At 59.8% G+C, this 21214-nt stretch carries 26 protein-coding genes and 1 pseudogene; 17 read left to right on the forward strand and 10 right to left on the reverse strand.

Annotated features, from left to right (window positions below):
- Positions 1–233 precede the first annotated feature (233 nt).
- The 4 genes from F561_RS0119340 (at position 234) to F561_RS0119355 (ending at position 2134) form a co-directional block, all read left to right on the forward strand.
- On the forward strand, positions 234–746 hold the full coding sequence (locus tag F561_RS0119340; protein ID WP_157452015.1) for a hypothetical protein: 513 nt from the start codon (positions 234–236) through the stop codon (positions 744–746).
- A 214-nt stretch (positions 747–960) separates the two neighbouring features.
- The gene (locus F561_RS30365; protein WP_281166605.1) at positions 961–1092 is read left to right on the forward strand and encodes a hypothetical protein; all 132 of its coding nucleotides are present in this window, start codon (positions 961–963) and stop codon (positions 1090–1092) included.
- 163 nt (positions 1093–1255) lie between these two features.
- Positions 1256–1756, forward strand: a complete 501-nt coding sequence (locus F561_RS30085) for a hypothetical protein (RefSeq protein WP_245556581.1) — start codon at positions 1256–1258, stop codon at positions 1754–1756.
- A 120-nt stretch (positions 1757–1876) separates the two neighbouring features.
- Complete coding sequence (locus F561_RS0119355) at positions 1877–2134, forward strand: hypothetical protein (protein WP_019011624.1); 258 nt, start codon at positions 1877–1879, stop codon at positions 2132–2134.
- Positions 2135–2221: 87 nt separating this feature from the next.
- On the opposite strand, the gene F561_RS0119360 is transcribed toward F561_RS0119355, so the two are convergent.
- Positions 2222–3784 (reverse strand): hypothetical protein, encoded by a 1563-nt coding sequence (locus tag F561_RS0119360; RefSeq protein ID WP_157452016.1) that lies wholly within the window; start codon positions 3782–3784, stop codon positions 2222–2224.
- 37 nt (positions 3785–3821) lie between these two features.
- On the opposite strand from F561_RS0119360, the gene F561_RS0119365 reads away from it, so the two are divergent.
- Genes F561_RS0119365 through F561_RS0119380 form a run of 4 tightly spaced genes read left to right on the forward strand, consistent with a single transcriptional unit; the run spans position 3822 to position 5789 of the window.
- On the forward strand, positions 3822–4319 hold the full coding sequence (locus F561_RS0119365; protein WP_019011626.1) for a hypothetical protein: 498 nt from the start codon (positions 3822–3824) through the stop codon (positions 4317–4319).
- Entirely contained in the window at positions 4316–4732 is a 417-nt protein-coding gene (locus F561_RS29095; protein WP_157452017.1) for a hypothetical protein, read from the forward strand. Before F561_RS0119365 ends, F561_RS29095 begins: the two co-directional genes overlap by 4 nt.
- Positions 4729–5301: a hypothetical protein gene (locus tag F561_RS0119375; protein WP_019011628.1), complete on the forward strand. Its 573-nt coding sequence runs from the start codon at positions 4729–4731 to the stop codon at positions 5299–5301. Before F561_RS29095 ends, F561_RS0119375 begins: the two co-directional genes overlap by 4 nt.
- The gene (locus tag F561_RS0119380) at positions 5298–5789 is read left to right on the forward strand and encodes a hypothetical protein (protein ID WP_019011629.1); all 492 of its coding nucleotides are present in this window, start codon (positions 5298–5300) and stop codon (positions 5787–5789) included. The genes F561_RS0119375 and F561_RS0119380 overlap by 4 nt, the downstream gene beginning before the upstream one ends.
- A gap of 30 nt (positions 5790–5819) precedes the next feature.
- Here F561_RS0119380 and F561_RS0119385 read toward each other — a convergent pair whose 3' ends face one another.
- Positions 5820–6230 carry a hypothetical protein gene (locus F561_RS0119385; RefSeq protein WP_051096989.1) on the reverse strand — a complete coding sequence of 137 codons (411 nt, stop codon included), beginning with the start codon at positions 6228–6230 and terminating at the stop codon, positions 5820–5822.
- A gap of 128 nt (positions 6231–6358) precedes the next feature.
- Between F561_RS0119385 and F561_RS0119390 the strand changes: the two genes are divergently transcribed.
- Positions 6359–7018, forward strand: a complete 660-nt coding sequence (locus F561_RS0119390) for a hypothetical protein (protein ID WP_019011631.1) — start codon at positions 6359–6361, stop codon at positions 7016–7018.
- A 212-nt stretch (positions 7019–7230) separates the two neighbouring features.
- Here F561_RS0119390 and F561_RS26040 read toward each other — a convergent pair whose 3' ends face one another.
- Positions 7231–7752, reverse strand: a complete 522-nt coding sequence (locus F561_RS26040; RefSeq protein WP_245556582.1) for an endonuclease NucS domain-containing protein — start codon at positions 7750–7752, stop codon at positions 7231–7233.
- On the reverse strand, positions 7718–7960 hold the full coding sequence (locus F561_RS30090; RefSeq protein WP_019011633.1) for a PDDEXK family nuclease: 243 nt from the start codon (positions 7958–7960) through the stop codon (positions 7718–7720). The genes F561_RS26040 and F561_RS30090 overlap by 35 nt, the downstream gene beginning before the upstream one ends.
- 273 nt (positions 7961–8233) lie before the next feature.
- Here F561_RS30090 and F561_RS0119400 point away from each other — a divergent pair, with 273 nt between their 5' ends.
- Positions 8234–8440, forward strand: a complete 207-nt coding sequence (locus F561_RS0119400) for a hypothetical protein (protein WP_019011634.1) — start codon at positions 8234–8236, stop codon at positions 8438–8440.
- Between the two features lie 391 nt (positions 8441–8831).
- On the opposite strand, the gene F561_RS0119405 is transcribed toward F561_RS0119400, so the two are convergent.
- From F561_RS0119405 to F561_RS0119415, 3 genes are all read right to left on the reverse strand, one after another.
- The gene (locus F561_RS0119405) at positions 8832–9461 is read right to left on the reverse strand and encodes a DUF6766 family protein (RefSeq protein ID WP_026299082.1); all 630 of its coding nucleotides are present in this window, start codon (positions 9459–9461) and stop codon (positions 8832–8834) included.
- A gap of 272 nt (positions 9462–9733) precedes the next feature.
- Positions 9734–10498 (reverse strand): LysM peptidoglycan-binding domain-containing M23 family metallopeptidase, encoded by a 765-nt coding sequence (locus tag F561_RS0119410; protein WP_019011636.1) that lies wholly within the window; start codon positions 10496–10498, stop codon positions 9734–9736.
- A gap of 494 nt (positions 10499–10992) precedes the next feature.
- Positions 10993–11496, reverse strand: coding sequence for a hypothetical protein (locus F561_RS0119415; RefSeq protein ID WP_019011637.1), 504 nt, complete (start codon positions 11494–11496; stop codon positions 10993–10995).
- 193 nt (positions 11497–11689) lie between these two features.
- On the opposite strand from F561_RS0119415, the gene F561_RS0119420 reads away from it, so the two are divergent.
- Both F561_RS0119420 and F561_RS29700 read left to right on the forward strand, forming a co-directional pair.
- Positions 11690–12259, forward strand: coding sequence for a TlpA disulfide reductase family protein (locus F561_RS0119420; RefSeq protein ID WP_019011638.1), 570 nt, complete (start codon positions 11690–11692; stop codon positions 12257–12259).
- Between the two features lie 112 nt (positions 12260–12371).
- The gene (locus tag F561_RS29700; RefSeq protein ID WP_019011639.1) at positions 12372–12857 is read left to right on the forward strand and encodes a bacterioferritin-associated ferredoxin; all 486 of its coding nucleotides are present in this window, start codon (positions 12372–12374) and stop codon (positions 12855–12857) included.
- Between the two features lie 4 nt (positions 12858–12861).
- Here F561_RS29700 and F561_RS0119430 read toward each other — a convergent pair whose 3' ends face one another.
- Positions 12862–13116 carry a hypothetical protein gene (locus tag F561_RS0119430; RefSeq protein ID WP_019011640.1) on the reverse strand — a complete coding sequence of 85 codons (255 nt, stop codon included), beginning with the start codon at positions 13114–13116 and terminating at the stop codon, positions 12862–12864.
- Positions 13117–13590: 474 nt separating this feature from the next.
- Positions 13591–14667: a VanW family protein gene (locus tag F561_RS0119435; protein ID WP_083922560.1), complete on the reverse strand. Its 1077-nt coding sequence runs from the start codon at positions 14665–14667 to the stop codon at positions 13591–13593.
- Between the two features lie 347 nt (positions 14668–15014).
- Here F561_RS0119435 and F561_RS0119440 point away from each other — a divergent pair, with 347 nt between their 5' ends.
- Positions 15015–16199 (forward strand): IS4 family transposase, encoded by a 1185-nt coding sequence (locus tag F561_RS0119440; protein ID WP_019011642.1) that lies wholly within the window; start codon positions 15015–15017, stop codon positions 16197–16199.
- A gap of 313 nt (positions 16200–16512) precedes the next feature.
- Here F561_RS0119440 and F561_RS0119445 read toward each other — a convergent pair whose 3' ends face one another.
- Positions 16513–17598 carry an IS4 family transposase gene (locus tag F561_RS0119445; protein ID WP_019011643.1) on the reverse strand — a complete coding sequence of 362 codons (1086 nt, stop codon included), beginning with the start codon at positions 17596–17598 and terminating at the stop codon, positions 16513–16515.
- 200 nt (positions 17599–17798) lie between these two features.
- Here F561_RS0119445 and F561_RS26050 point away from each other — a divergent pair.
- The 4 genes and pseudogenes from F561_RS26050 to F561_RS26060 all read left to right on the forward strand — a co-directional run bounded on the left by F561_RS26050 (position 17799) and on the right by F561_RS26060 (position 20881).
- Positions 17799–18890, forward strand: a pseudogene (locus F561_RS26050) (transposase).
- Positions 18891–18907: 17 nt separating this feature from the next.
- On the forward strand, positions 18908–19036 hold the full coding sequence (locus tag F561_RS30565) for a hypothetical protein (RefSeq protein ID WP_425386929.1): 129 nt from the start codon (positions 18908–18910) through the stop codon (positions 19034–19036).
- A gap of 320 nt (positions 19037–19356) precedes the next feature.
- Positions 19357–20043 carry a cytochrome c biogenesis CcdA family protein gene (locus F561_RS0119460; protein WP_019011645.1) on the forward strand — a complete coding sequence of 229 codons (687 nt, stop codon included), beginning with the start codon at positions 19357–19359 and terminating at the stop codon, positions 20041–20043.
- Positions 20044–20569: 526 nt separating this feature from the next.
- Positions 20570–20881 carry a hypothetical protein gene (locus tag F561_RS26060; RefSeq protein WP_019011646.1) on the forward strand — a complete coding sequence of 104 codons (312 nt, stop codon included), beginning with the start codon at positions 20570–20572 and terminating at the stop codon, positions 20879–20881.
- The last annotated feature ends 333 nt before the right edge of the window (positions 20882–21214 follow it).

A 21214-nucleotide genomic window follows, 5' to 3' on the forward strand; every position in this document is an offset into this window, starting at 1 on the left:
AACACTGGGGGTATACCCCCCCATTCCAGTGTTCGGCCCGCGTCACCCCCAGCGACTTCACCATCAGAGGGGGAGGGGAACACTCTTCAGCCTCCCCCTGTCTTCAGCCTCCCCCTGTCTCCAGCCACACGCCAGCCCCATCTCTGAGCCGCTTGACACCCCAGTTCGCCCGCGTCACCCCCAGCGCCGCCACCCTCCCACCAGCACCGAGTCCCCACACACGGAGAACCCCAGTGACCCATGACCTTTCAACAGTGCCCGCACCAGGCCCCAGCACTCTCGCTCGCAGCCGCGTTCGCCTCGCCGACACGTTGGATGTTCCCAGTACGCGGGAGCCCATCATCGAGTTGCCGGAAGGCACCAGCATTGAGCTGTGCTGCATGCAATTCGCCGCGCTCCAACGGTTGCTGGACGCCACTCTGATCATTGATCCCATTTCGGGTGAAGCGTTGATGACCGACCTCACCAGGGAGGATTACGCCCAAGTCTATGTGGAATTTTTCGGCGGCCAAGAGTGTCTGGAACAGCACTCCGCCGACGTGACCTTAAATCTGAACGAGAACTGGCAGGTGCGGGCACGCTTCCTCACCGCAGCACAGGTACTCGACATGAACCGGCCCGGCCTGCGCATCCGGTTGCTGGAGCTGGCTGATCCCGATGCGGGGCCAGAAGCCGAGGTGCAGCGACAGGCGCAGATCGCGCTCCTGAGGGCAGATCCGAATCACCCGAGCCTGCAAGACGTGTGAGCCATCCTGGAGGGCACGGCAACGACCACGTCTGGTCTCCGCCCTGGCACCCACGTCACCCCCAGCCCCCTCACCCTGAACACCTGCTCCCTAGAGGAGAGGAGCGCGGCACAACCAAGCAACGCTTCCCTCCCTCTTGACCAAGGCACTGGAACCAGAGGCCCACAGAGATCAGATGAGCGAGACAGAGAAGCAGCTGCAGTTGAGCCTAGTCATGAACCGCGCCCTGGCTCAACGCCCCGGCGCGATCAAAGGAGAGACCGTGAACTTACTTGAACACTACGTGATCGAAGTCTTGGGGCCGCCTGAGCCGCGCGAATGGGATGACGGCGCGGTGACGTGCTGACTCGTGCCTGCCCGCGTGGACTGCTACGGGCAAGTGGAGGACACGAAGGTGTTTTGCAGCACAGCAGAGGAAGCTGAACAGGTACAGGCGGGCTATGTCTACCTCGCCTAACTCCGCTCCAGCTTCGGCTGTGGGCGGGGGCGTTTGCCTTTATCCTTCGCCGATGCATCCGTGTGACCTGACGCCGGTCAAACGCCCTGACCTGCGCAACGCCACCACCCGCCAAGACCAGGGCCTGACCCGTGAACGCCCGAATCTGAAGCTGCGCGGGGGATTGGCCGCCTTCCTCGGGTGCCCCCCCAACGTCCCCGTTAGACAGCCCAAGCCATGTGGTTTTAAGCTACTAGGCATGCTCTCCCAAACACCCCTTGTGCACCTGGAACAGCTCAAGCAAGACCTTGAAGAGCGCGTGCCCGCGAACTGTACCGTGTACGTGGAAGCCTGGCCAGCAGGAGAACCGGAGGTCGTGATTGTCACCGTGAAGATGTATCAGGTCAACACGGCAACAATTGCGGGGGTCGAGTTGCCTTTTGTGGCGCTGAAATGGAAAGACAAAACGCAGCAACAAGTGACAGAGGACGTCGACGCGCTTGTTCAGGCGGAACTGGTGAAGGGGTTACCGCCCAAAGGCCCGGAAGGCTTTACACGCCGCACACTTTACTGAGATGCCCCCGCCCCAGCTTCGGCTGCCGGAAAGCGCTTTTTGTGGTGTCTTGACGCGTGGCAAGACGCTCCATGAAGGGAGCCGGATCCAAGACTTCATCGCTTGGCCTACCCTGGGCCTATGCACCCGCGTGACTTGACGGCTGTCGAACTCGCTGATCTCCTGGATGCCGCCTACCGCCAAGATCGAGGCCTGACCCGCGAAGGGCCGGATCCGGAAGTGCGGATGGAGCTGGCCGACCTCCTGGGCTGCCACCCCGACGTGCAAGCTGAAGCGTGGGCGGCGTGGCAAGAGCTCATGGACGAAGGCGGCGACATAGACGAAGACGAGGCCGAATACTGGCTGCACGTCGAATTTATTGAACCGTGCCCGCAGTGACGGCTTGCCTAACGCTCCCCAGATCAACCGCTTCTCATGATCACCTCAACCCCAGAATGATCTTGAACGTTGAGAGCCAGCTCACAGTCAACGAGGGGCACTCATCACCCGTCGGAGTAAGAGCAGCGCCTGATCATCTAAGCCGTCCCAACCGAAAGCTTTTCCAGCCTCATACTGAAAATCGTCCGCTTTGCGCTGATATAAGCGCAGTCCATCGGCCGCCGCCAGAAGAAACGCCTGAGCGCCCAAGCGCATGGCATACGACTTCGCCTGATAAAACGCTTTCCTCCACGCCCGTTCACCAGATGCACGGTATTTGACCTCGACCAGCGCATGAACCCGCAGTTCTGGGTGGGTTCCCGTCACACCAATGGCGTAATCCGGATACACCCGGTCACCCACGCCCATTCGAACGGGGAGTTGGCGTACCCACGCGTCACGAGGAATGCCCAAACGGTCGAGCAGCGGTTCTACCCGCTGCAGTTCAACATCTCGCTCGTTGGACAGATCGGCGAGATCCACCTCTGCCTGTTCAGGCAAGCGGGGCACCTGGGTGAGGTCGAGGCCACGTGCTGCCAGCAGCACCAGTACCGCGTCATATTCGGCCCGGCTGATCAGTTGTCCACTCGTGCCTTGCAAATTACGGCGAATGTGACTGCTGACGCCAAACACGGGATCCGCCTTGAGTGCTTCTAAGGGCAGGGGAGGCACCCGCTGCTGTTCGCCGATCTGCACCGCGTGTTTGTAGTGGAAGAAGGGATCGACGTACGCGTCCTCCATGACCCGAAATAAGGAATGCACGACCTTGACGGGGGAGGTCACGTACATCACGCAGACATCGCCCCGTTGCATGTCCAGGCTGCCCTGCCAGTGCGTCGTATCTTCTGGTTCCATCGCTTCCAATACTTCGTAATCTCCGTTAGCTTTTGCGCCCCCGACCAGCAGCCAAGCGTGGCGCGGCGCTGGCAAATCATCGCGGGGTTCAGACTGTACGTAGGTGCGGGCAAAGTCATAGAGGAAGGCCAGCAGCTCGGACATGCTGAGGCTGTGGCGCTTACGGAATTCTTGTAAAGCGGCGCTAAAATGGCCCAAGTAGAGCCAGCGGCCCAGTTCATCTTTCTTGGCCGCCACGACAGGCAGGGCAATCTCAAAAGCGCCCGCGATCTGGAGCAGTTCCTGATGCAGTCCAACGCCATCCATCTCTTTAAAGCCGTAAGGCACGAACACGTCTGGATGCGCGAGGTATAAACCCAGACTGACCAGTTGCACATCTTCCATCGCCCAGCTCACTGTGAGGGTGTCTTCCACATCATCCGAGAGCTGAACTTGTTCACTGGTGACCAAGTCAGTCAGTAAGAGTTCGACCTGCTCAGGAGTCTGTGCGGGATAGCGACGAGCGAACACTTCAACAGCCTGCACTGTCTGGCTCGCCTCTTCAGAGAGTCGCTCCTCTGCCCAAGGTTGCGCCGTGTCTACCTCATGCGCCTTCATCCAGTCGAAGACGCCGTATCTGAGCCATTCATGCTGCATACGGGCACGGTAGTCCGGAAGACCTTCAAAGTAAGAGACAGCGAGTGCGCCCTCAGGTGAATCTAAATACAGCGCCCAGACGTAAGGATTCAGTGGATTGCCCATAGACCATTGAAACACACCACCGCGTCACCCCCAGCCCCCTCACTCTGAAGGCATGCCCCCCACTGCCGCCGAAATCCGGCACGCCCCCGTCTCCACCCTCTTCACCTTCGCTCTGCCGTACTTGGAGCCCCTCGGCAACTGGAGTTTGTCTGCCGCTGCGGGCTACAACTCCCATCCAGCGCCGCAGCACTGGCATGTCGAGATCAACTTCAGTTGCGTCTCCGTTGACCTCACCGTGCGTGACTGTGGCTACGACGAGCGTCGCAACAATTTTCTGTTCGCCCTGATGCATGACGCCGGACGGCTCGGCGTCCATCTCGGCCTGGGCCTCACGCGGGCCACCAGTTCGTACGACGATCCCTTTGAAGGACAACTCACTCTCGAACTCCCTGCCCGCTATCGCGTGACTGGCAATCACGGCACCCAATACATCTCCTGCGATGCCGAAGCCCCCGAAGACGGTTTGCTCCAAGCCTTCTTGCTGCTGTTGGGTGGGTATGGCGAGGAACGCTTCGGCGGCATGCCGTACATGCCAGAAGATCACGGATGACGCCCACTATCCCTGAGTTTCAGTGGGTGGCCTTGCCCGTCCAAACTGACCTCACCACCGTTTCCGCGTGGGCTCTAGACTTCTGGAGTCTGACCCGCGAACTCCTGCACCGCCCTGGATTCACGCACACCCTGCTCATCCAGCAAGAACACCGCTGGACACGCCAGACCTGCGCCCTCAGCGCTGGCCAACTCCATGTTCCAGGTTCCGACCATCTGGAGGCCCTGCTCCCCATCGCTGCCCGGTATCTCGAACACCCGGCGGTCGATCCAAGACAACCTCAGCAGGCCTCCAATTGGCGCAGCACGCAGGTCGCCCTTCTGTACCGCCCACCCGGGCAGACCGCACAACTGCACCTGCTCACCCGCACGACACCACCCGCTCCTGCTCCGACCTCTCGAGGCACCCCATGACCACGCTCGCCCTCTTCGACGCTCAACTCTGCGGGGAGCAGGCACCCCCGACCTGCCTCACCACCCCACTCTCCAGCCCTGACCTGCACCTCGTCCTACAAGTCCTTCACCGGATCGAAGTCTCTCTGCTCGTTGAGCCGTTTCAGATCGCCCGCCTCCCGCACGAATGGCGCGCCCTCTTGATCCAGTTGTACGGCGGACACGTGCTGGACACCTACGATCTGGAGCACGCCGAGATCATTCTCCTAGATGAACTTCACCAGACCTTCGCCTGGGACGCTGAGCTGGAACGGCCTGTGTCGCGCGCGTTCAACCTGCCCGACAGTGCGCTATGCCAGGTCATGCAAGACCGAGGCCTCGCCCGTGAGGGTCTCGGCTGGCTCTTCCTGCATCCCACGCCACTCGAACTCGCTCCCACCGATCAGCCCGCTTTCGAACGCCATGTCCAGCGCTGGCAAGCCCGCTGGGGCAGCACGGGCGACACCTTGAGGGCGTGGGCTCGTTGGATGGACTGGCAACACACGCTCACCCGCGTCCACCGCCTCTCCGCACCGACTGACCCCACATGACCCGGTCTCTGCACGAACCGTATCTGCTTTCGCTCCTCCCCACGGACTGGCGCATTCCTCCCGGCCATAAGTTCCGGCCCGGACGGTTCATCAGTACCGCTGAGGACTACCGCACCTGGCTGGAAGTCGCGCTTGCCGCTGGCGACACCGAAACTCTCGTGTTTGTGCAGGGCCAAGCTCCCAAACGCCCCCTCCGGTGGTTCGCTCCGGGTGTCTCGATGATCCACCTCGGCCAGGAAGACCGAGACGGCCAGCGCTGGCAGCTCTACCGCTTCCCAGCGGCCGCCGCCCTCGCCGCGCTGGATCTAGAGCTCGTTCAGTTCATTCCGCCCAAGACAGCACGACCCAAACCGTTGAGTTGGGACCACCTCAGAACAGACATCACCCCCAGCTCGGTACAAACCCAGCTGGGGGTGATGTCGGAAATCCTGGTGGATGACTCAACTCCCCAGTCAAGTCACCGCCGCCTGCTCACTTTACCTGATTGATCTGCCCACCACACGAGCACGACCTCACCGTCAATGGCACACCCGATCCTCGGCCCCCGCTAAGACCCGCAAGGCATACCCTACCGTGGACAGCAACATCGCCGTCGTGGCCCCACCCGACAGTCCCAGAAACGCGGCCGCATGTAAGCCGTGATAGGCCGCTTGCAAGGGATCATCCCGCCCAGCAATCAACTGCTGGTAATACCCGGCCCCTAAGCTGGGTAGATCTAAGTCCCGCTCCCCGGCCAACGCCGCCACTTCCCGGGCGTGCCGTTCCACTTGCTCCGCAAACTGCACCAGCATCGCCCCCGGCAAACGAGTCGAACTCAACACCGGCCCAAATTCCACGCCCGCCACCGCCTGCAACGTCAGTGCGATGCACGTCTCGAAGGTCTGTTGATTGTGCACGTCAACGCTTGGTGGTACCGCAGAAACCGTCATCTCTTCTAGACTCAGGGTGGCCGAGGTGAGTGTCAAGGACTTCGGCACGATCTGCCTCACCCCCAGCCGATCCACTCTAGATGCAGGAGGCCCGCCATGACCCACCCCGCCCCACTGGAGTTCCCTCGATGCTGAGCCTGGGCGACTTGCTCAACCCCCTCGCCTTGTCCGGGAAATGCGAAGACCCCGCCCACCGTCAGGTGCTCATGCGCAGCGTCCTGCAACTCATGATCGGACGCGCCGGCCCCTGGCCGCACGACGACCCCGTCTGGGCCAGCCTCTTGCCGCTGATCCCCCAAGCCACAAACCGTAGCACGGGCCTGAACGACACCCAGCACCTCACCTTATCAGTGCCGTTCGTGCTACCTGCGAACCAGCTCGGGCAACTCGTTCGCTTGCCGTGGCTGATCGGTGACGAGTGCATGACGATCTTGGGCGAGGTCATCTGGCATCAGCCCCTCACCGTCCAAGTGCGCCGGGAAAGCTACGAGCAGGCCAGACAACCCATCCCAGCATTTCTCCAGGCGTATAACGGCCTGCGCCGCCTGGGGGTGACCGCAGCCGAAGCTCAAACCCTCACCGAACACGCACCCACAGACCTGCTTCTGGAAGTGATCAGCCTCACCGCCCGCCGCCAGATCAGCTGCACCAACCCCATCGGATCCGTGCAGGCGCTGTTGACATACCGCCTCACCCGCCGCGCCCGTACACAGGTTCAAGCTGATGCGAGCAAGTGCGGTCACAAAGACCCAGCCGCTCTGCCACACTCTACGCATGTCCACACATGACCCGCCCTCCCATCGTGAAGCGAATGTCTTGCAACTAGAGTGGCTGCACGACCACCTCCGGTCCTTTCTCCTCATCCCGCCACGAACAGAGGCGTCCAGTCCCGAAAGAGAGCACCTGCCGACCTCAACGCCGCAAGAGCAACGAGCAACGGCCGACCAAGCACGACGACGCTCTCGAGCGAAGTGACGCACCCTCAGCTCGTCTTGGTTCCTTAAAACAAGCTGGGCTGAGTCGTCGTCTTCTCTGAGAGCGACAGCGCGCCCACCTCCAACTCCCAACGCGCAGACCCCGTAATCGACGGTGCGGCTAGAATTCCTCGCACCACTCCCGTGCCCACCACCCGCTGCACCGACGCGACATATCGGCCGAGCTCAGACACCGTGTCTTGTGTCGCGCGGCCGCACTTCAATTCCACCACGAAGCGTCCCTGAGTATTTTGCGCGTACAAGTCAATACCGCCCGATTCCACCAGCAGCTCCCGATTCAAGACCCGCAAGCCCGGCTCAATCAGGTCTGGATGCCCGGCCAGCGTCTCTTGCATCTGCGCTCCCGAACCCGTCAGCCAGAAGCCTGCCTCTTTATTGAGTTCCAGCGCTTGCGCCATCTGGACGGCCAGGAACGTCACCCGCACCAGTTCGGACGGACTCCAGCGTGACGCCAAGAGGACACACTGCTCTTCCTCCAGCACCGCCGTAATCTCATCCATCTTCGGCTGCCAGTTCAGCGGCTTCACGCCCTTCGGCGCATGAGGTCTGCAAGCTGCTGTCCCGTTTGGTGATCACCAGGTACGGTCCCACCTCAGCCATACTGGCCGCTCGACCGGGGTAACTCACTTCCGCTAAGCCGCCCACTTGGATCAGGCAGGCTCCCGTTTGCAGCGCATGCATCAGGAAGGCCCACAGATCCACTAGAGCAGGGGAGAGCAGTTGTCCCCAAATCATGCCCGCAGCATCCCTAAGGGCGTTGAGGCTGCTCCTGTCCGGAGCTGGATCAGACCTCAGCCGCCAGGGGAGGGAGAGCCAAGTTCATCTCTACTGGGTGAATCTCAGTCAATCATCTGAGGCTTGCTCCGCTTGAGCAACACGCTATTCAGTCAGGATCACCTGGTAACGCTCTGACTTGTTTTCTCCTGATTCACGAACCCATGGTGCTTTATACTTGTTCCCCACTTGCCTGCCTTGAGTCGTGCCTCGGTGGGCGGAGGACTTCCTCAGATGCCTAAAGACAAGATCGCCACCTACTATCAGACCCACCCCCCCGAGCTCGCTACCATTGACCGCCTGCAACTTGAAGGCCTGCAGCCCGGTGACGATCAACCCGTGACTGCCCTGTTTAATTTCCGCAGCAAGGACAGTGAGCATCTGACCGGACTATTCCGGCGAGCAGACGCGGTGCCACTACAGGTCAAAGAACCGGCATGACCCGGCCTCAGCACCAGAAAACTCCGGAAGAGGTCAGCCAATGCAGTCTCCCAACGGATTGAACCTGACTTCCCGGTCTCCCAACGGATTGAACCTGACTTCCCGGGGCGATTGGTCGTCAGGTACCGATGTCCCACCTGACAGTATGACGAGCAGTGCGACTTGTGGATGCGCCCAGGTGGACGGCACTGCGCGATAGACGGTGATGGCCCGCTGTATATCCACTGGTCGGACGAGCACGACCGTTGGAGTTAGGCGTTACTGCGCTTGGCTTTTCGGGAAATGGAGGTGACTCCGGTGGTCGCCATCCACTGACTGCTTGGTAGACCTCGATACTGACATGCAAGCGGCTCTGCCGAAAGATCTGTGAAGTGCCCGGGAGGTGTCACGTTTAAGCACTTCCTGTCTTCTCGTTAGGGTCAAACAAGGTTTTGGACTGTGAGGAGCCAATCTGCCGGAGAAAAATGGTCAAGACAACGATAGCAGCCACCGCCAAAAACTCACTTTGCCAATTCTGGAAGGATTCAAACCAGAATTCCGGTTCGTGCAGGAAGGCCATCACGCTCTCAGCTGCTTGGCCCCTGGCCTGTTGTTCCAAGTTGTAGGTTTTCCAAGAACTGAACAGATGGATGATCAATGCCCCTACAAACATTCCGAGCAAGACCAGCGAGAGACTGTTGCGTCGCCAGAACCCTGGAGGAGCAAAGTCGGACTGGTTTTTCTCTGCCTTCGTCTGCTCATCGGGGAAGGGGTTGGACTCTGCCGAGCCCCGTTGACGCAGGTAGATGGTCAGGATGACGTAGGCGGCCATCTGCAAGAATTCACTTTCCCAGTTTTCAGCGGTGGTCGACCAGAAATGGGAGGTCATCAGGTACTGCGGCCACGAGAGGATAGGCTGGCGCCATTGCTGTAATTCTTCGTTATAGACAGCCCAGCCGGTGAGGGCCTGCGCCAGCCAAAACACAGTAAAGAAAGCAATGAGCACCACAGAAAGACCGTTGTCCGTCCAAAATCGCTTCATGGTGGGGTTATACCGGATGAGGTGCACTGGGCAGTACCCCAGAAGTATCACCCTTCCTCCCTATTTCTGGTTAACCAGGAGTTCCCCTTGCCCTCTAAAAGAGATCTGGAGCCGATGGCTCTGCTATCCGCCCCCGCCTGGATTGGATTGAGCATGGAACCCTAGGTCGCCTGAACCTTGAGGAAAATGAAAACGAGGCAATGAAAGCTTTCAACTGCCAGCCCTGTCCCAGCACTTGAGGTTCGACCCAGGTCAAGGTTCAGGGCAGCCGCTCAGTTCAGGGCGGCTGGATTGAGCGGCTGCCCGTTACGTGAAACCCGGTAATCGACATGCGGCCCACTGCTGTTGCCTGTACTGCCAACCCGCGCAATCACATCTCCTGTGTTGACCCTCGCACCAAGGCGAGCCAGGTTGACGCTGTTGTGGCTGTAGCGGGTCTTCAGGCCACCCCCGTGATCCACCACGACCGTCCAACCCCACCCGGTGCGGCCATCGAACCGGCTTTCGGTGACCACACCGCCGAGGGCGGCCCGAATGAAGGTGCCGGCGGGAGCAGCCAAGTCCAGACCTTCATGCCCCCCTCGGTAAGGCGTGGTCACACGCCCCTGCACGGGCAAGATGGCAGTGACCCGAATCCCCACCGTACGCACGCTGACGGAGGACGGAGCAGAGCGCACCACCACTGCATTCGGGAGTTGTAGCCGCTGACCAATCTGCAGGGCACGCTGGGGATTGATCCCCGGGTTGGCTTTCAGCAATGCGGAGACAGTGAGGCCCCGCCGCTTGGCGACGCTACTCAGGGTGTCGCCTGCTTGAATGACCACGCTCCTGGCTGTGGGACTCGGCACCTGCAGCACCGCGCCAACCTGCAATCTATTCGGATTCAGCCCAGGATTCACGGCCATGAAGGCTTGTGGTGTGCTCCCCGCCCGCACCGCCATGCGGGTCAGGGTATCTCCCGGCTGCACCCGAACAGTCATGGCTCCAGCCAGGGAGAGGGCGGCGAGGAGCAGGGGCGTTAAGGCACGAATCAACATGAATGCCGCCAAGCTATCAAGAGTTTGTAAAGGTCTGATGAATAAGTGACTCTGAAGATGAGTTGAGGTCACAACTTGGTGTGAATGTTGAAGATCAGGAAGAGTACTTCGAAACACAATTTACCAGGCAATCAGACCTGGCTACGCGGCTACCAGTTCTTCTGTACAGCCAGCTTGTGCACGCCAAGTCTCCAGGTGATGGTGCTGATGCATCCGGCTGACTGCATGTGCGGTGGGACAAGCTGCTGGAAGAAGTTCTGCCCCCGGGTTCTCGCTGCCTTTCGTTCCCTCGGGACTTGCTGTCCTTGCCCGCACGAATCCAAGGCGCACTCAGGTGAAAAGCCGTACACCCTCCTCAGACCTGCTTACTTGGCTGCCGCAGGCAGAAGCACCCTTCAGGCCGGAAGGCCCCAGTCAGGAGTGGATTCTTCGCCACTGGTCCGCCAAGGTCAGGGTCTCCCAGATCAGACGGGTGCTTTGGCCTGGGTTGAGGTTTAAGATTTCACCATTTCGAACACACCTTGCTGCGCCCGCAGGCGTCCAGCAGCGGTCAATCGGTCCGTCACTTCTTGTGCCTGCTGGGGCGTGAGGGGCGACTGTACAAGCAGATCCTGAAGGGTGAACGCGCCTCCTTTCCGGTAAGCCAAACGCAGCACCATTCGTTCAAGCTGGCCTGTGTGCAACGGCTGTACGGCGCGGCGGCCATACAGCCACCAGACCAGGGCCGCCACCGTCAGGCCGACCAGGCAGGCCACCGGCCACCACTCCAGGGCCTGAGCGGGGGCAGCAATCTGTGCCCCCAGAGCAGCCAGCTGCCGCTGGGCTTCCCTCACCTGTTCGTCGACGGCGCCGCTGTCTGCAAAGCGCCGCACGCGCGCACGTTCACGCAAATACGCCATCACGGCTCCGGTATCGCCGCGCACATAAAACGCGCTGTACGTCAGCAGGGCGGCACTGAAACCAGCGCTGAGGGTTACCGTCCATCGGGGAAAATTCATGATCTGATGCTATCCCGCGTGCGTTTTTGAGATTGAGCGTTCCGGCCCTGGAAAGGCAGTTCCTACTTGGGTGAACGGTCGTTTCGAAGAAGTGGGGCGGCCCTTCCAGCTGTTGAACATCTGCTAATCTGCTCAGGTATGGTTGCTAGCATCTGTTGAGCCACCAATTTCTCACGTCCACAAAGGATGCCGGATGACTCACCCCATCAACTCCGCCCCTCCCTCCCGCCCGCGCAGGTGGTGGCTGCCCCCCCTGTTGGCACTGGGGATCACCGGTATGCTGGCCGCCGCTCTGCTGAATCCTGCCCGCAATGCCACGATTGGGGGGCCATTGGTCGGCCGGGAAGCCCCCGCCTTTACCCTGTCCACGTTGGACGGCACGGCGCTGGCGCTTCAGACCTTTCAGGGGCGTCCGGTGGTCTTAAATTTTTGGGCGTCATGGTGCGTGCCGTGCAGAGATGAAGCGCCGCTGTTCCGTGAGCTTGCTGCGCGCCCCTCTGGCAAGCCGGGGTTGGTTCTCTTGGGCATCCTTTTCCAGGAACCGAGCGATGTCGCGGCCCGCAACTTCATTCGCGAGTATGCTCTCGCTTATCCAAGTGTGCGTGACCCCAACAGCAAAACGGCCATCAATTACGGGGTCAGCGGCATTCCAGAAACCTTTTTCATCGACGCACAGGGCGTCATCCAGTTTGTAGATCGCGGAGGCCTCACCCGGGAACGCCTGAATGCCGGTCTGGAAAAAATTGGGGTGCCGCCGTTATGAGTGCGCAGCGGCCCGGAAGGATCGTCTGGCGGGCCCCCTACAGTGGGTGCAGCTTCTGCTGTGCCCATGATGGGCGAACTGGCGTGCCCTTAAACTCAACAGCCCCGTCCACATGAGGCAACTTTGGCTGATCGGCGGCAGCACGGTCAAATGGCGAAGTGAAGTCCTGAGAGAAAAACCGCTTTCCCTCCCCTGGCAAGCAGCGTATTGGCCCTGGTGGGGCGACGCCCTTGGGGGAACGGGATTTGCTGCCTTGATGGGCGCCGGTGACTGGGCACCGCTTGCCGCCGTCCCCCTGGCTGTGCTGCATGCTCGCCTCGCCTCCAGTACTGGGACGCGCTCGGCCGCCGCCCGAGCATTTGTGTTCTCTCTATTCTTTTTCGCCTGGTTTCTGGCCTGGTTGCCCCAAAGCTTAGCGCAGACCTTGGGGCTGGCGGGCGGCCTCCTGAGCGCCGGAGTGAAAGGTCTTCCCGAGGTGATCCGTGGGCACATTCGAGCCAACCGGTGTGGATGTGAAGTGAATAATCCACAGGGTTCTTGCTGCTTGGGAAACGTGACGCGGTTGATCGATGCTGAATCCGGCAATCAGGCCAGCTGAGCATTCAAGGCGCACCCGCAGCATCTTCAGTTGCGTCCTCCAGTGGTGCGTTGACCGCATCCTGGGCCGCCTCTGCCCCGACCTGGGCTGCCATAATGTTGACGTCTTCAGGTACACCAGCAACACTGCGGGCGTGATCGGCGGCGGCGGCTCGCCTGACGACGCCCGCTTCATGCTCACCCGTACTGATGCAGAGCTTATCGAGAAAATGACGAGTCAGAGGATCCAGACTCAGCAGGAGGGGATGGCTGTCGTTCATCCTCAAAGAAGGGCACAGCCACTCACGGATGAGGCCCTAACTGAGCTTGCCTTGATCTTGCGGCTCTTCCACAGGAGTGATGCCGCTGGCTTACTTGCTGTCCTATCTTTTCTCTGGCGCTTGATGAGGGGTTCTCCCTCTAAAAGCTTGTGTTTGCTGCAGCCATCCGAGTAGATCAGCGGGATCAGGAGTGCGGAAAAGCCGCACAAATGAGGTATCCCACCCAGGTGTCGAGGAAACAACTTCGCAGGGCGTATGAGTGTTTGAATGGCGACGCCCATAGGATCGGGCCTTGGCAAAGGCCATGGTAAAAAAGGAGCAAGTGCTGCCAGCATGAACGCTGTCCGCGTCATGGCCTGATTGGAAGGGAAGCGACCCGAAACGAGGCGGCCCTCGTATGTTGCACGTCTCTGACGGGCCGCATGAATTCGCCAGCAGGATCCATTGCTGCAGCATGATCACCTGACCTACGTCTCAGCGTGTGCCCACCAGAAAAATGTTCGGCCAAGGCCGATACGTACTCTTGAGTACGTCCTGTTTAAAGACCTGACCATTGCGCCTGAACTGACGCGTGACCTCAATGACAGCGCCTGGTGCAGCCCAATCCACCTGCTGACGTTCACCGACAGGCAGGTTTGCATCGGGCAATAAACGATCGGGGAGGGCTGGCGTCGTGCGAAGCGTCCTCGGGGTTCCCACCTCTACAGTAAAGTCACGCATTTTTCCGAAAACTTGGATCGTCAGGCGGCTCTCGGCCTCATCCCAACCCGCCTGAAACCAGAGTGCTCCTCCGGTGTCATTGGCGAATTTCAGATCTAGATTGGGTTGATAGATGGTGCCGTCAAGACCCTGTGGGTCATAATAGCGAACTTGATAAGAATGGTTACGGCGCTCAAGGATAGGTAATCCTGCGCCGTAAAGAGTGCGGAAAACCGTGGTACTGACCTGACAGATACCGCCCCCTACGCCATTCGCAGTTCGGTCCCCTGCGATGACCAAGCCAGTAACGAATCCAGTCCGGGTGCTGATGGGTCCCACAATCTGATTAAATGACACGACGTTGCCTTCCACTAACCGATCCTGGAAACGACGGGTACCGACTTGAATGTTTTTGACTCGTGCCACGCTACTACCAGAGTAATTGGTTTCCCCGGTGCCCAGATGTTGTGCAATGCTGCGTGAAGTAAAGAAGTTGAGGGTGCGTTCAGGAGGAATCTGACCCGCAACGATGATATTGGCCTGCACGCCCTGCGGATCGTGGAGTACAGTCTCGATACTAGAGCGAGTTTTTGCCATATCGATGCTCAGGCCATTGCGCTGGACGACAGCCCAACCGTTCCAAAGTTTTTCAAAGCGGGCATTTTCTGGTTTAGAGGGCAACGTTGCTACAAAGGCCTTTAAATCGGCCTCCAATGAGGGAGTGATCCCCGCACCTCGTTGCCGCAGTTGAGCGACTCGTGCACCCGAAATAGTCAGGGTACGAACAAAAGGTACAGTGGTCTTCTTGCCTTCTATCACTGCAGGCCAAGCAGCCCGCACGGTAATCAGCAAAGGCGCGTCCTGTCGTGGGAATGGTGCCTTGGGGCTTGGCTGAGGCTGAGGAGGTGTCGCGACTTCGGGGCTTGTTTTTGCAGCATCCTGCGTAAGGGGCAGCGGAAGCAGGGGAGCTTCTTGAGGAGCATGTGGAGGTAACGCCGGAATTTCTGGCTGTGCAGCGGCCAACCCCAAGGAGAGACTTGACAGTATGAGCGCGGTTAGCAGGCGGAAAACCATAGCGGCAGTATCTCACTCCCTGCTGGGGTTAAATAGGTCAACCCCCCTTTAACAATGGGTCGGACAGTTTTTGAGGTGCGTGGGGACGACCCACCGAAAATGGGTCTGTGAATACGCAATTTCCAGTGGGTCTGGTCGGCATCTTACAGCACGTCCTGCAGGCAGTTGAGCTGCGTAAGACGCAGCGGAATTTTCTCGCCGTCGTCCTGAGCGTTTTCCTGGCGGTTCCGGGACGGCTGAATGCTTTGAATCTTTCCCGCTACGCGTCCTGCTCGGACCGCACCATTCTGCGCTGGTTGCACCGAGACGATGAGGGCGCTGTGCCCTGGTGGTCGCTCCAGATGGCCCCGGTGACCACCGCGATGCAGAGCGGACTGATCAGTCCGCTCTGCATCCTGGCCATTGAGGCTTCCTTCCACCGGAAGTCTGGGAAGAAGACCGCCCACCTCGGCTCATTCTGGAATGGGTGTGCAACACGCGTAGAACGAGGCATTGAGCACTCCTGTTGTGCACTGATTGAAGTCCAACACCGGCAAATCTTTCCCATTCATGCCCGTCAAACCCGCACGGATCCTGAAGCACCTGGACGAATGGAACAGATCACCGATCAATTGGAGGAGGTCCTGCTGGATCTCCGAGCCCATCCTCAGATCGAGCTCGCGGCCATCGTCGCCGATGGCGACTATGCCAACATCTCCGTTGTGGAAACCGTGACGGGTCACGGTTTCCCGTTGGTCTCAAAACTCCCACGGAATGCCACTCTCAAGTACCTGTACGCCGGTGAACACGTCAAGCGTCGAGGACGAAAGAAAACGTTTGACGGGAAGGTCGACTTCCACGATCTGAGGCGATTTGAGGGGGTCTGTGAGACGCCCACCCAACGTCTCCTGACCCAGGTCGTCTGGGGATGCCATGGGAAACGGAAACTGCGTGTGGTCGTCATTCAGCAGTTGGATCCCACGGGGACAGTGACTGGGTATGCGGTGCTGTGCAGCACCGCCGTGACCATGCCAGCCCATGAAGTCGTGGCCCTGTACCAGAGCCGTTTTGAGATCAAACTGGTCTTTCGGGACGAGAAGCAGTTCCTTGGCAGCCAAGATGTCCAAGTTCGGTCACAACAGGGCATCGAAGCCCACTGGAACATGGTCATGCTGGCTTTGAACTTGGCGCGCCTGGAAGCTTTGCAAGCTGCTGGAGGGGGACAGGGCCTCGTGTTTAGTCTGGAGGACATGAAGCGCAGGGCGTATAACGCCCTGCTGGCCCAAGTCATTTTGTCCAATCTGGGTCTCGAAGCTCGCTTTGAGGAATGAGATTCGCTTCCCTCCAGGCCGCTGGATTTCGGCCTCAAAGCTGCCTAAAACTGTCCGAACCATTGCTTTAAATTGTATTCGTTGAAAGGCTCGCCCCTGAATCCGTGGGTGTCCAGTGGCTTAAAATCGGCAGGTCAATTCTACCGCTTGTTCAGGACGCAGGTTGAATTCGCAGGCAGTTCTGGTAAGTAGAATGGGCTGCCCTTGCGGGCGACCCGTGACCTGCGCCCTGAGAACTTGTCTATATGAGAATGGAGCCTCTGGCATGATCAGGGAAGTCCCCCAAGAGGCTGACACCTCAGCACCTGACACTTCAAGGAATTAGCGTCCCAGTGGGCAAGAATGGTGTATTGAGGAGCTGAAGGTAGCTCCAGAAGCCGTCCCTGCCCCACCGGACAGCCTCACTCAGCGCCATCCACCCTGTCCGCACCTGACTTCTGATGGGCCGCCCTCGGTTGTCAGACCTCACAGGGGTCTGACCCTGCTCCTGTGCCCCCACGCGCACCATCCAAGCCAGCACGATGCACAGCAACCCGAACAATCTCGAAATGCGATCGGCGTCCGTCATGTGCGTGGCTTCCAGGTTCAACCCTCTCAACTTCAGCGCCGAGAACGCAGACTCTATTCTCCATCTGAGGCGGTACGTCTTCAGAACGTCCACAATGGGCAAATTCGAAGCGACGATCACCCTGTCACCCACGGGTGACAGAGTGATAACAACGTGCATCCAGCCGCCGTACACCCACGTCCGCTCAAAGAGAGTCCGCACTTCACCGGGTTTCAAGTCCAGAAACAGATCGCGGACGAGTTCATCTTCAATGCGGGTGTTTTCCCGGATGCGTAGACAGTGCCGAATGCGTTTCCAGCGCAGGTAACGGCACCATTCTTGCCCGACGAACTCTCGGTCTGCGATCAACACCGCCCAGCGTTTGTTGGGCAGCACCTTAAGCAAGCGGGCGACCAAGAGAATGCGGGCGGCAGTGCAACTGTTGCCCTGATGTGGCAAGACCTTCCAGACGAGTGGGATCACTGCGCCGCCAAGAATGGCCCCGAGAACGAGAATGTTGAGTGGAGTCTGACCGTAGTGCCAGGTCGTGCGATCCATGACGAGGGTGAGTTTGCCGTCTGGAAGGAGAGGAAGCAGGACGTCACAGACGTCCTGTGGGGTGAGTTGGGCATCGTGAAACACGCGTGCAACGACGCGTGTTTTGGACTCCAAAGTCGCCTCCCGGGGGAGGTGCAGCGCGATTTTGCGGTGGAGTGTGGATTCAGCCTGAAGGAGCGCTAAGAGTACCTCGGCCAGTCGCTTCAGGGCATCCACGCGACGGTGCGGCAGACGGGTTTTCAAGTGGGCAGCCAGCGTGTCAGCATGGAGTAGGGCAGTTTTGGAGATCGTCACAGACTCTAATACTGCCCGTTGTCCTGCTAAATTGCGTCTAGAACACTGTTTACGTCGAAGTGTCAGTTGCTGAGGGCTGACACGATGCGTGGAAAACGATTCACTGGAGAACAGATCGCGTTTGCTCTCAAACAAGCAGAAACTCAGGAGTTGCACCTGCATAAAGACGGCGACGCGCTCCCAGCAGAGAAAATCTGGGAGTGTCTACGTCACGGATTCTGAGGGAGCGCGTCCGCATTCTGGCAGATGAGTTCCTCGCCGTTCCACGCACGACCTACCAACAGCGCAGCCTCTAGGCTGCGCTGTTCATGTTCCTGGATACCGCGACCAAAACCGCGCTGCACCGGGCTGAACTGGTCAGCAAGAGTGCGCTGAGCCGACTGCTGAACGAATACACCTGGGACACAGACCAGGGCTGGACGATCCTACAGCGTGCCCAGTGGGACGCGTTGCACCTGGCGGCCAAAGGCAAACCCCGGCCGCTCCTGAGGCTGAGTGTCGATCTGACCAGCATCGAAAAGAAGGGCAGCACGCTGCCCTTTGTCCGGGTCTACAACGAGGTCCACGGCATACACCTGGTGGTGTTGTATGCCGAATACGGTACCGTGAAGTTCCCGGTCGGCGACCGGGTGTACAAAGGCAAGGGGACGGCGACGCCCGTGACCCTGGCACGAGACCTGCTCCGGACGGTTCCCAAGGCGACCCGGCGTCGATTTCGCATCCGCGTCCTCGCTGACCGCGGATTTGAAGCCGCGGTCTTTCTGGACGAGGTCCGGCAACTCGGCTTTGAATTCGTGGTGGGGGTGCGCTCGACCCGGCGGACGATGCATTCCGGTGAGGTCACCGTGGCGGACTGTCCGCATGGGGGCGATCTCAAGCTGAAGAACTGGCCCTACGACACGGTGGTTCTGGGCCGCATCGACCGTGGGGACCGGATCTTTCACGCCGTTTCGTCGGAGCTGCTGGAGGGTGATGAGGTCGTCGCAGAGGGGGCCAAACACTGGAATGAGGAATCGTTTTTCAAGGAGGGCAAACATCAGTTTGGGTTGGCTCAGTTCGCCTTGCGAACTGAGGTGGGACTGGATCGCTGGGTGTTACTGGTGTTTCTGGCCTGGACGCTGGCCATCCTCCACCGAGAGGCAGGCATGACCCTAGAAGCATCTGCTGCACTGGCCGTGATCATGGTGATGCCACTCGTCTACTTAAACTGGCTGCTCAAGACCTTTGGCAAAAACGCAGAGTTTCTCGGCCAGCACGGTTATTCACTCCACTATGCAAGGTGCAACTCCTGAGAGAAACCGGCGTCTGCGTGATTGAAGCGTGCCGGAAGATGGGGACCGCAGAATCCACGTTCTTCAAGTGGAAGAACAAGTTCAGTGGCCTGGGGATCAGCGACTTCGCCGTCCGAGACAGCTGCAAGAAGAAAACCGCAAGCTGAAACAACTGGTCTTAACCCTTGGCGCGGTGCAGACGCCACTAGCTTTGCCCGTCCACTGAACAGGGAGAGGCTTACCCGATGGTCTTGCTGGTGCAGGGCGGGCGTGTACTCAACGCGTGAGAGGGAATTTATGGGGCGACGGGGGAGGCGCAGACATGCCTTCAGTGGAGAGGACCACCAGCGAAAAATAATTCTGTGACCCTCGCCCTTGCAGGCGAGGGGAGTGAGTGCGGAGGGTGACCCGTACCCGTTCTGAGTCTCCTGACCTTGACGCCGTACCTGGGACGCCCTGCCCACCCGCTGCCCGCTACACTGCCCCCATGTTGACTTCCGGCCTGTCTGCCTCTACGGTCACGGTGGCGTTTCTGGCGGGGCTGTTCTCGTTTCTCAGTCCCTGCGTGCTGCCGCTGGTGCCCAGTTATCTGGGAGTCATCGGCGGCGCACGCTCCCCCCTGCTGCGGGCACTGGGCTTCATACTGGGCTTCGGGCTGGTCTTCATTGCGCTCGGAGCCACGGCCAGCAGCCTCGGCGCGGTTCTTGCGCCGCACAAAATTCTGCTGGGACAGCTGGCCGCCGTGCTGATCATCTTTTTTGGTCTGGTGATGCTGGGCGTGGTGCGCCTGCCCTTCCTGATGCGTGATACCCGTGCGCTGGCCGATGCAGGCGGCTACGGCCCAGTGGCACTGGGGGCGGCCTTCGCCTTTGGCTGGAGCCCCTGCCTGGGCCCCGCGCTGGGCAGCATTCTGGGTCTGGCGGCCAGCAGCGCCAGCCTGGGCCAGGGCGTGGGCCTGCTGGGCGCGTACACCCTGGGTCTCGCCGTCCCGTTTTTGCTGGCCGCCCTGCTCTGGAACCGCCTGAATCTGCGCCGCCTCAACCGCTACTCCGGCATTTTCGAACGTGTGGGCGGCGGCATTCTGGTCGCGGTGGGTCTGCTGATGGTGACCGGACAATTTACGCGGTTGGCCACATTTTTTTACGGAGTGATGCCCGAATGGTTGAGGGTGTAACGACAGGAGCGGTCGTGCGAGTGGAGCTTCAATCACCCGCAACGAGAGGGAGGGCCCGGCGGCCTTCCCCATTCCACCCCGGCCGTGCGGCGCCCACCGCCTCTGGCCTTCCAGATTCGGGGACAAAAACGCAGCCTAGCTTTGCCGTTGCCTGCCGGAATTCGCAGTCTCTTCAGCAACAGGCCCGGTCGAACCCCCTGAACGAGGCGGTGGGGGTTGCTTTCCCTGTGTCGTGCGGGTAGATCTTTACCGTGTTCCGTTCCTCAAGGGCGAGCGCCTTGCGAGGATGCCACTTCCGTCCTCTTGCTGGCACGCTGCCCGGTTGGGGCAAGCGGGTTCAGCGGTGTGTAAATCAGGGCATGCGCGGGTTCTAGTGGGTCACTTGCCACGGGTGTACAGTTTCAGACCCTTGGATGATGAGAGTGAACAACCCTGTCATAGCCGCTCTTCCCTCCAATATTCGTCATTTCGGGAAACCACTCCTGCGTGGCAAGTGACCCACTAGAGCATTTGACATCATAAGAAGATGAACAAGCGGGTAGGCGCACGTGGGTACAGCCTGGACCTTCGAGAACGAATTGTGGCAGCTGCGCGGAAAGAACAGAACGATCAGCAGGTGGCCGAAACGTTTGGAGTTGATGTCCGAACCGTCCGGTTATATGTGAAGAAGCACGAGGCAGGTACGCTCTCACAGGTCAAGCGCCCGACTGGGCGTCGCCTGAGAGTGCAGCGTGAGCATGAGCAGGTCCTCCTCCAGCAACTGGAGGAGGACCTGGACGCGACCCTGGAGGAACATGCCCGCCGGTTGGAAGCCAACACTGGGCTCAAGATCAGCTAACGAACGGTGGATCGGGTCTTCCGGCGACATGGCATCACCTCCAAAAAAACTACGGTGGCAAATTCGACTTGCTAGTGGGTCACTTGCCACGGGTGTAGGCGTTCACTGGACGGCCTGCAGGGTGTTCGCTCCAGAACCTCCCAGAGGGTATCTCCGTGCATAGGCTCGCTGACGGCGAGCCTTTCTTTTTCCGCCCCAAACGAACGGGGTCGGGCATGCATTCCATCCTCGCGCCGTCGCCTCCAACCACTGGATGAGTTGTGTCGGACTGGTCGGACATTGGCCGGCCAACGCCCGACGAACCAAAATGCGCTGGATCGACTCGGCCATATT

This window comes from Deinococcus aquatilis DSM 23025, from assembly GCF_000378445.1.
Lineage (GTDB): Bacteria > Deinococcota > Deinococci > Deinococcales > Deinococcaceae > Deinococcus > Deinococcus aquatilis.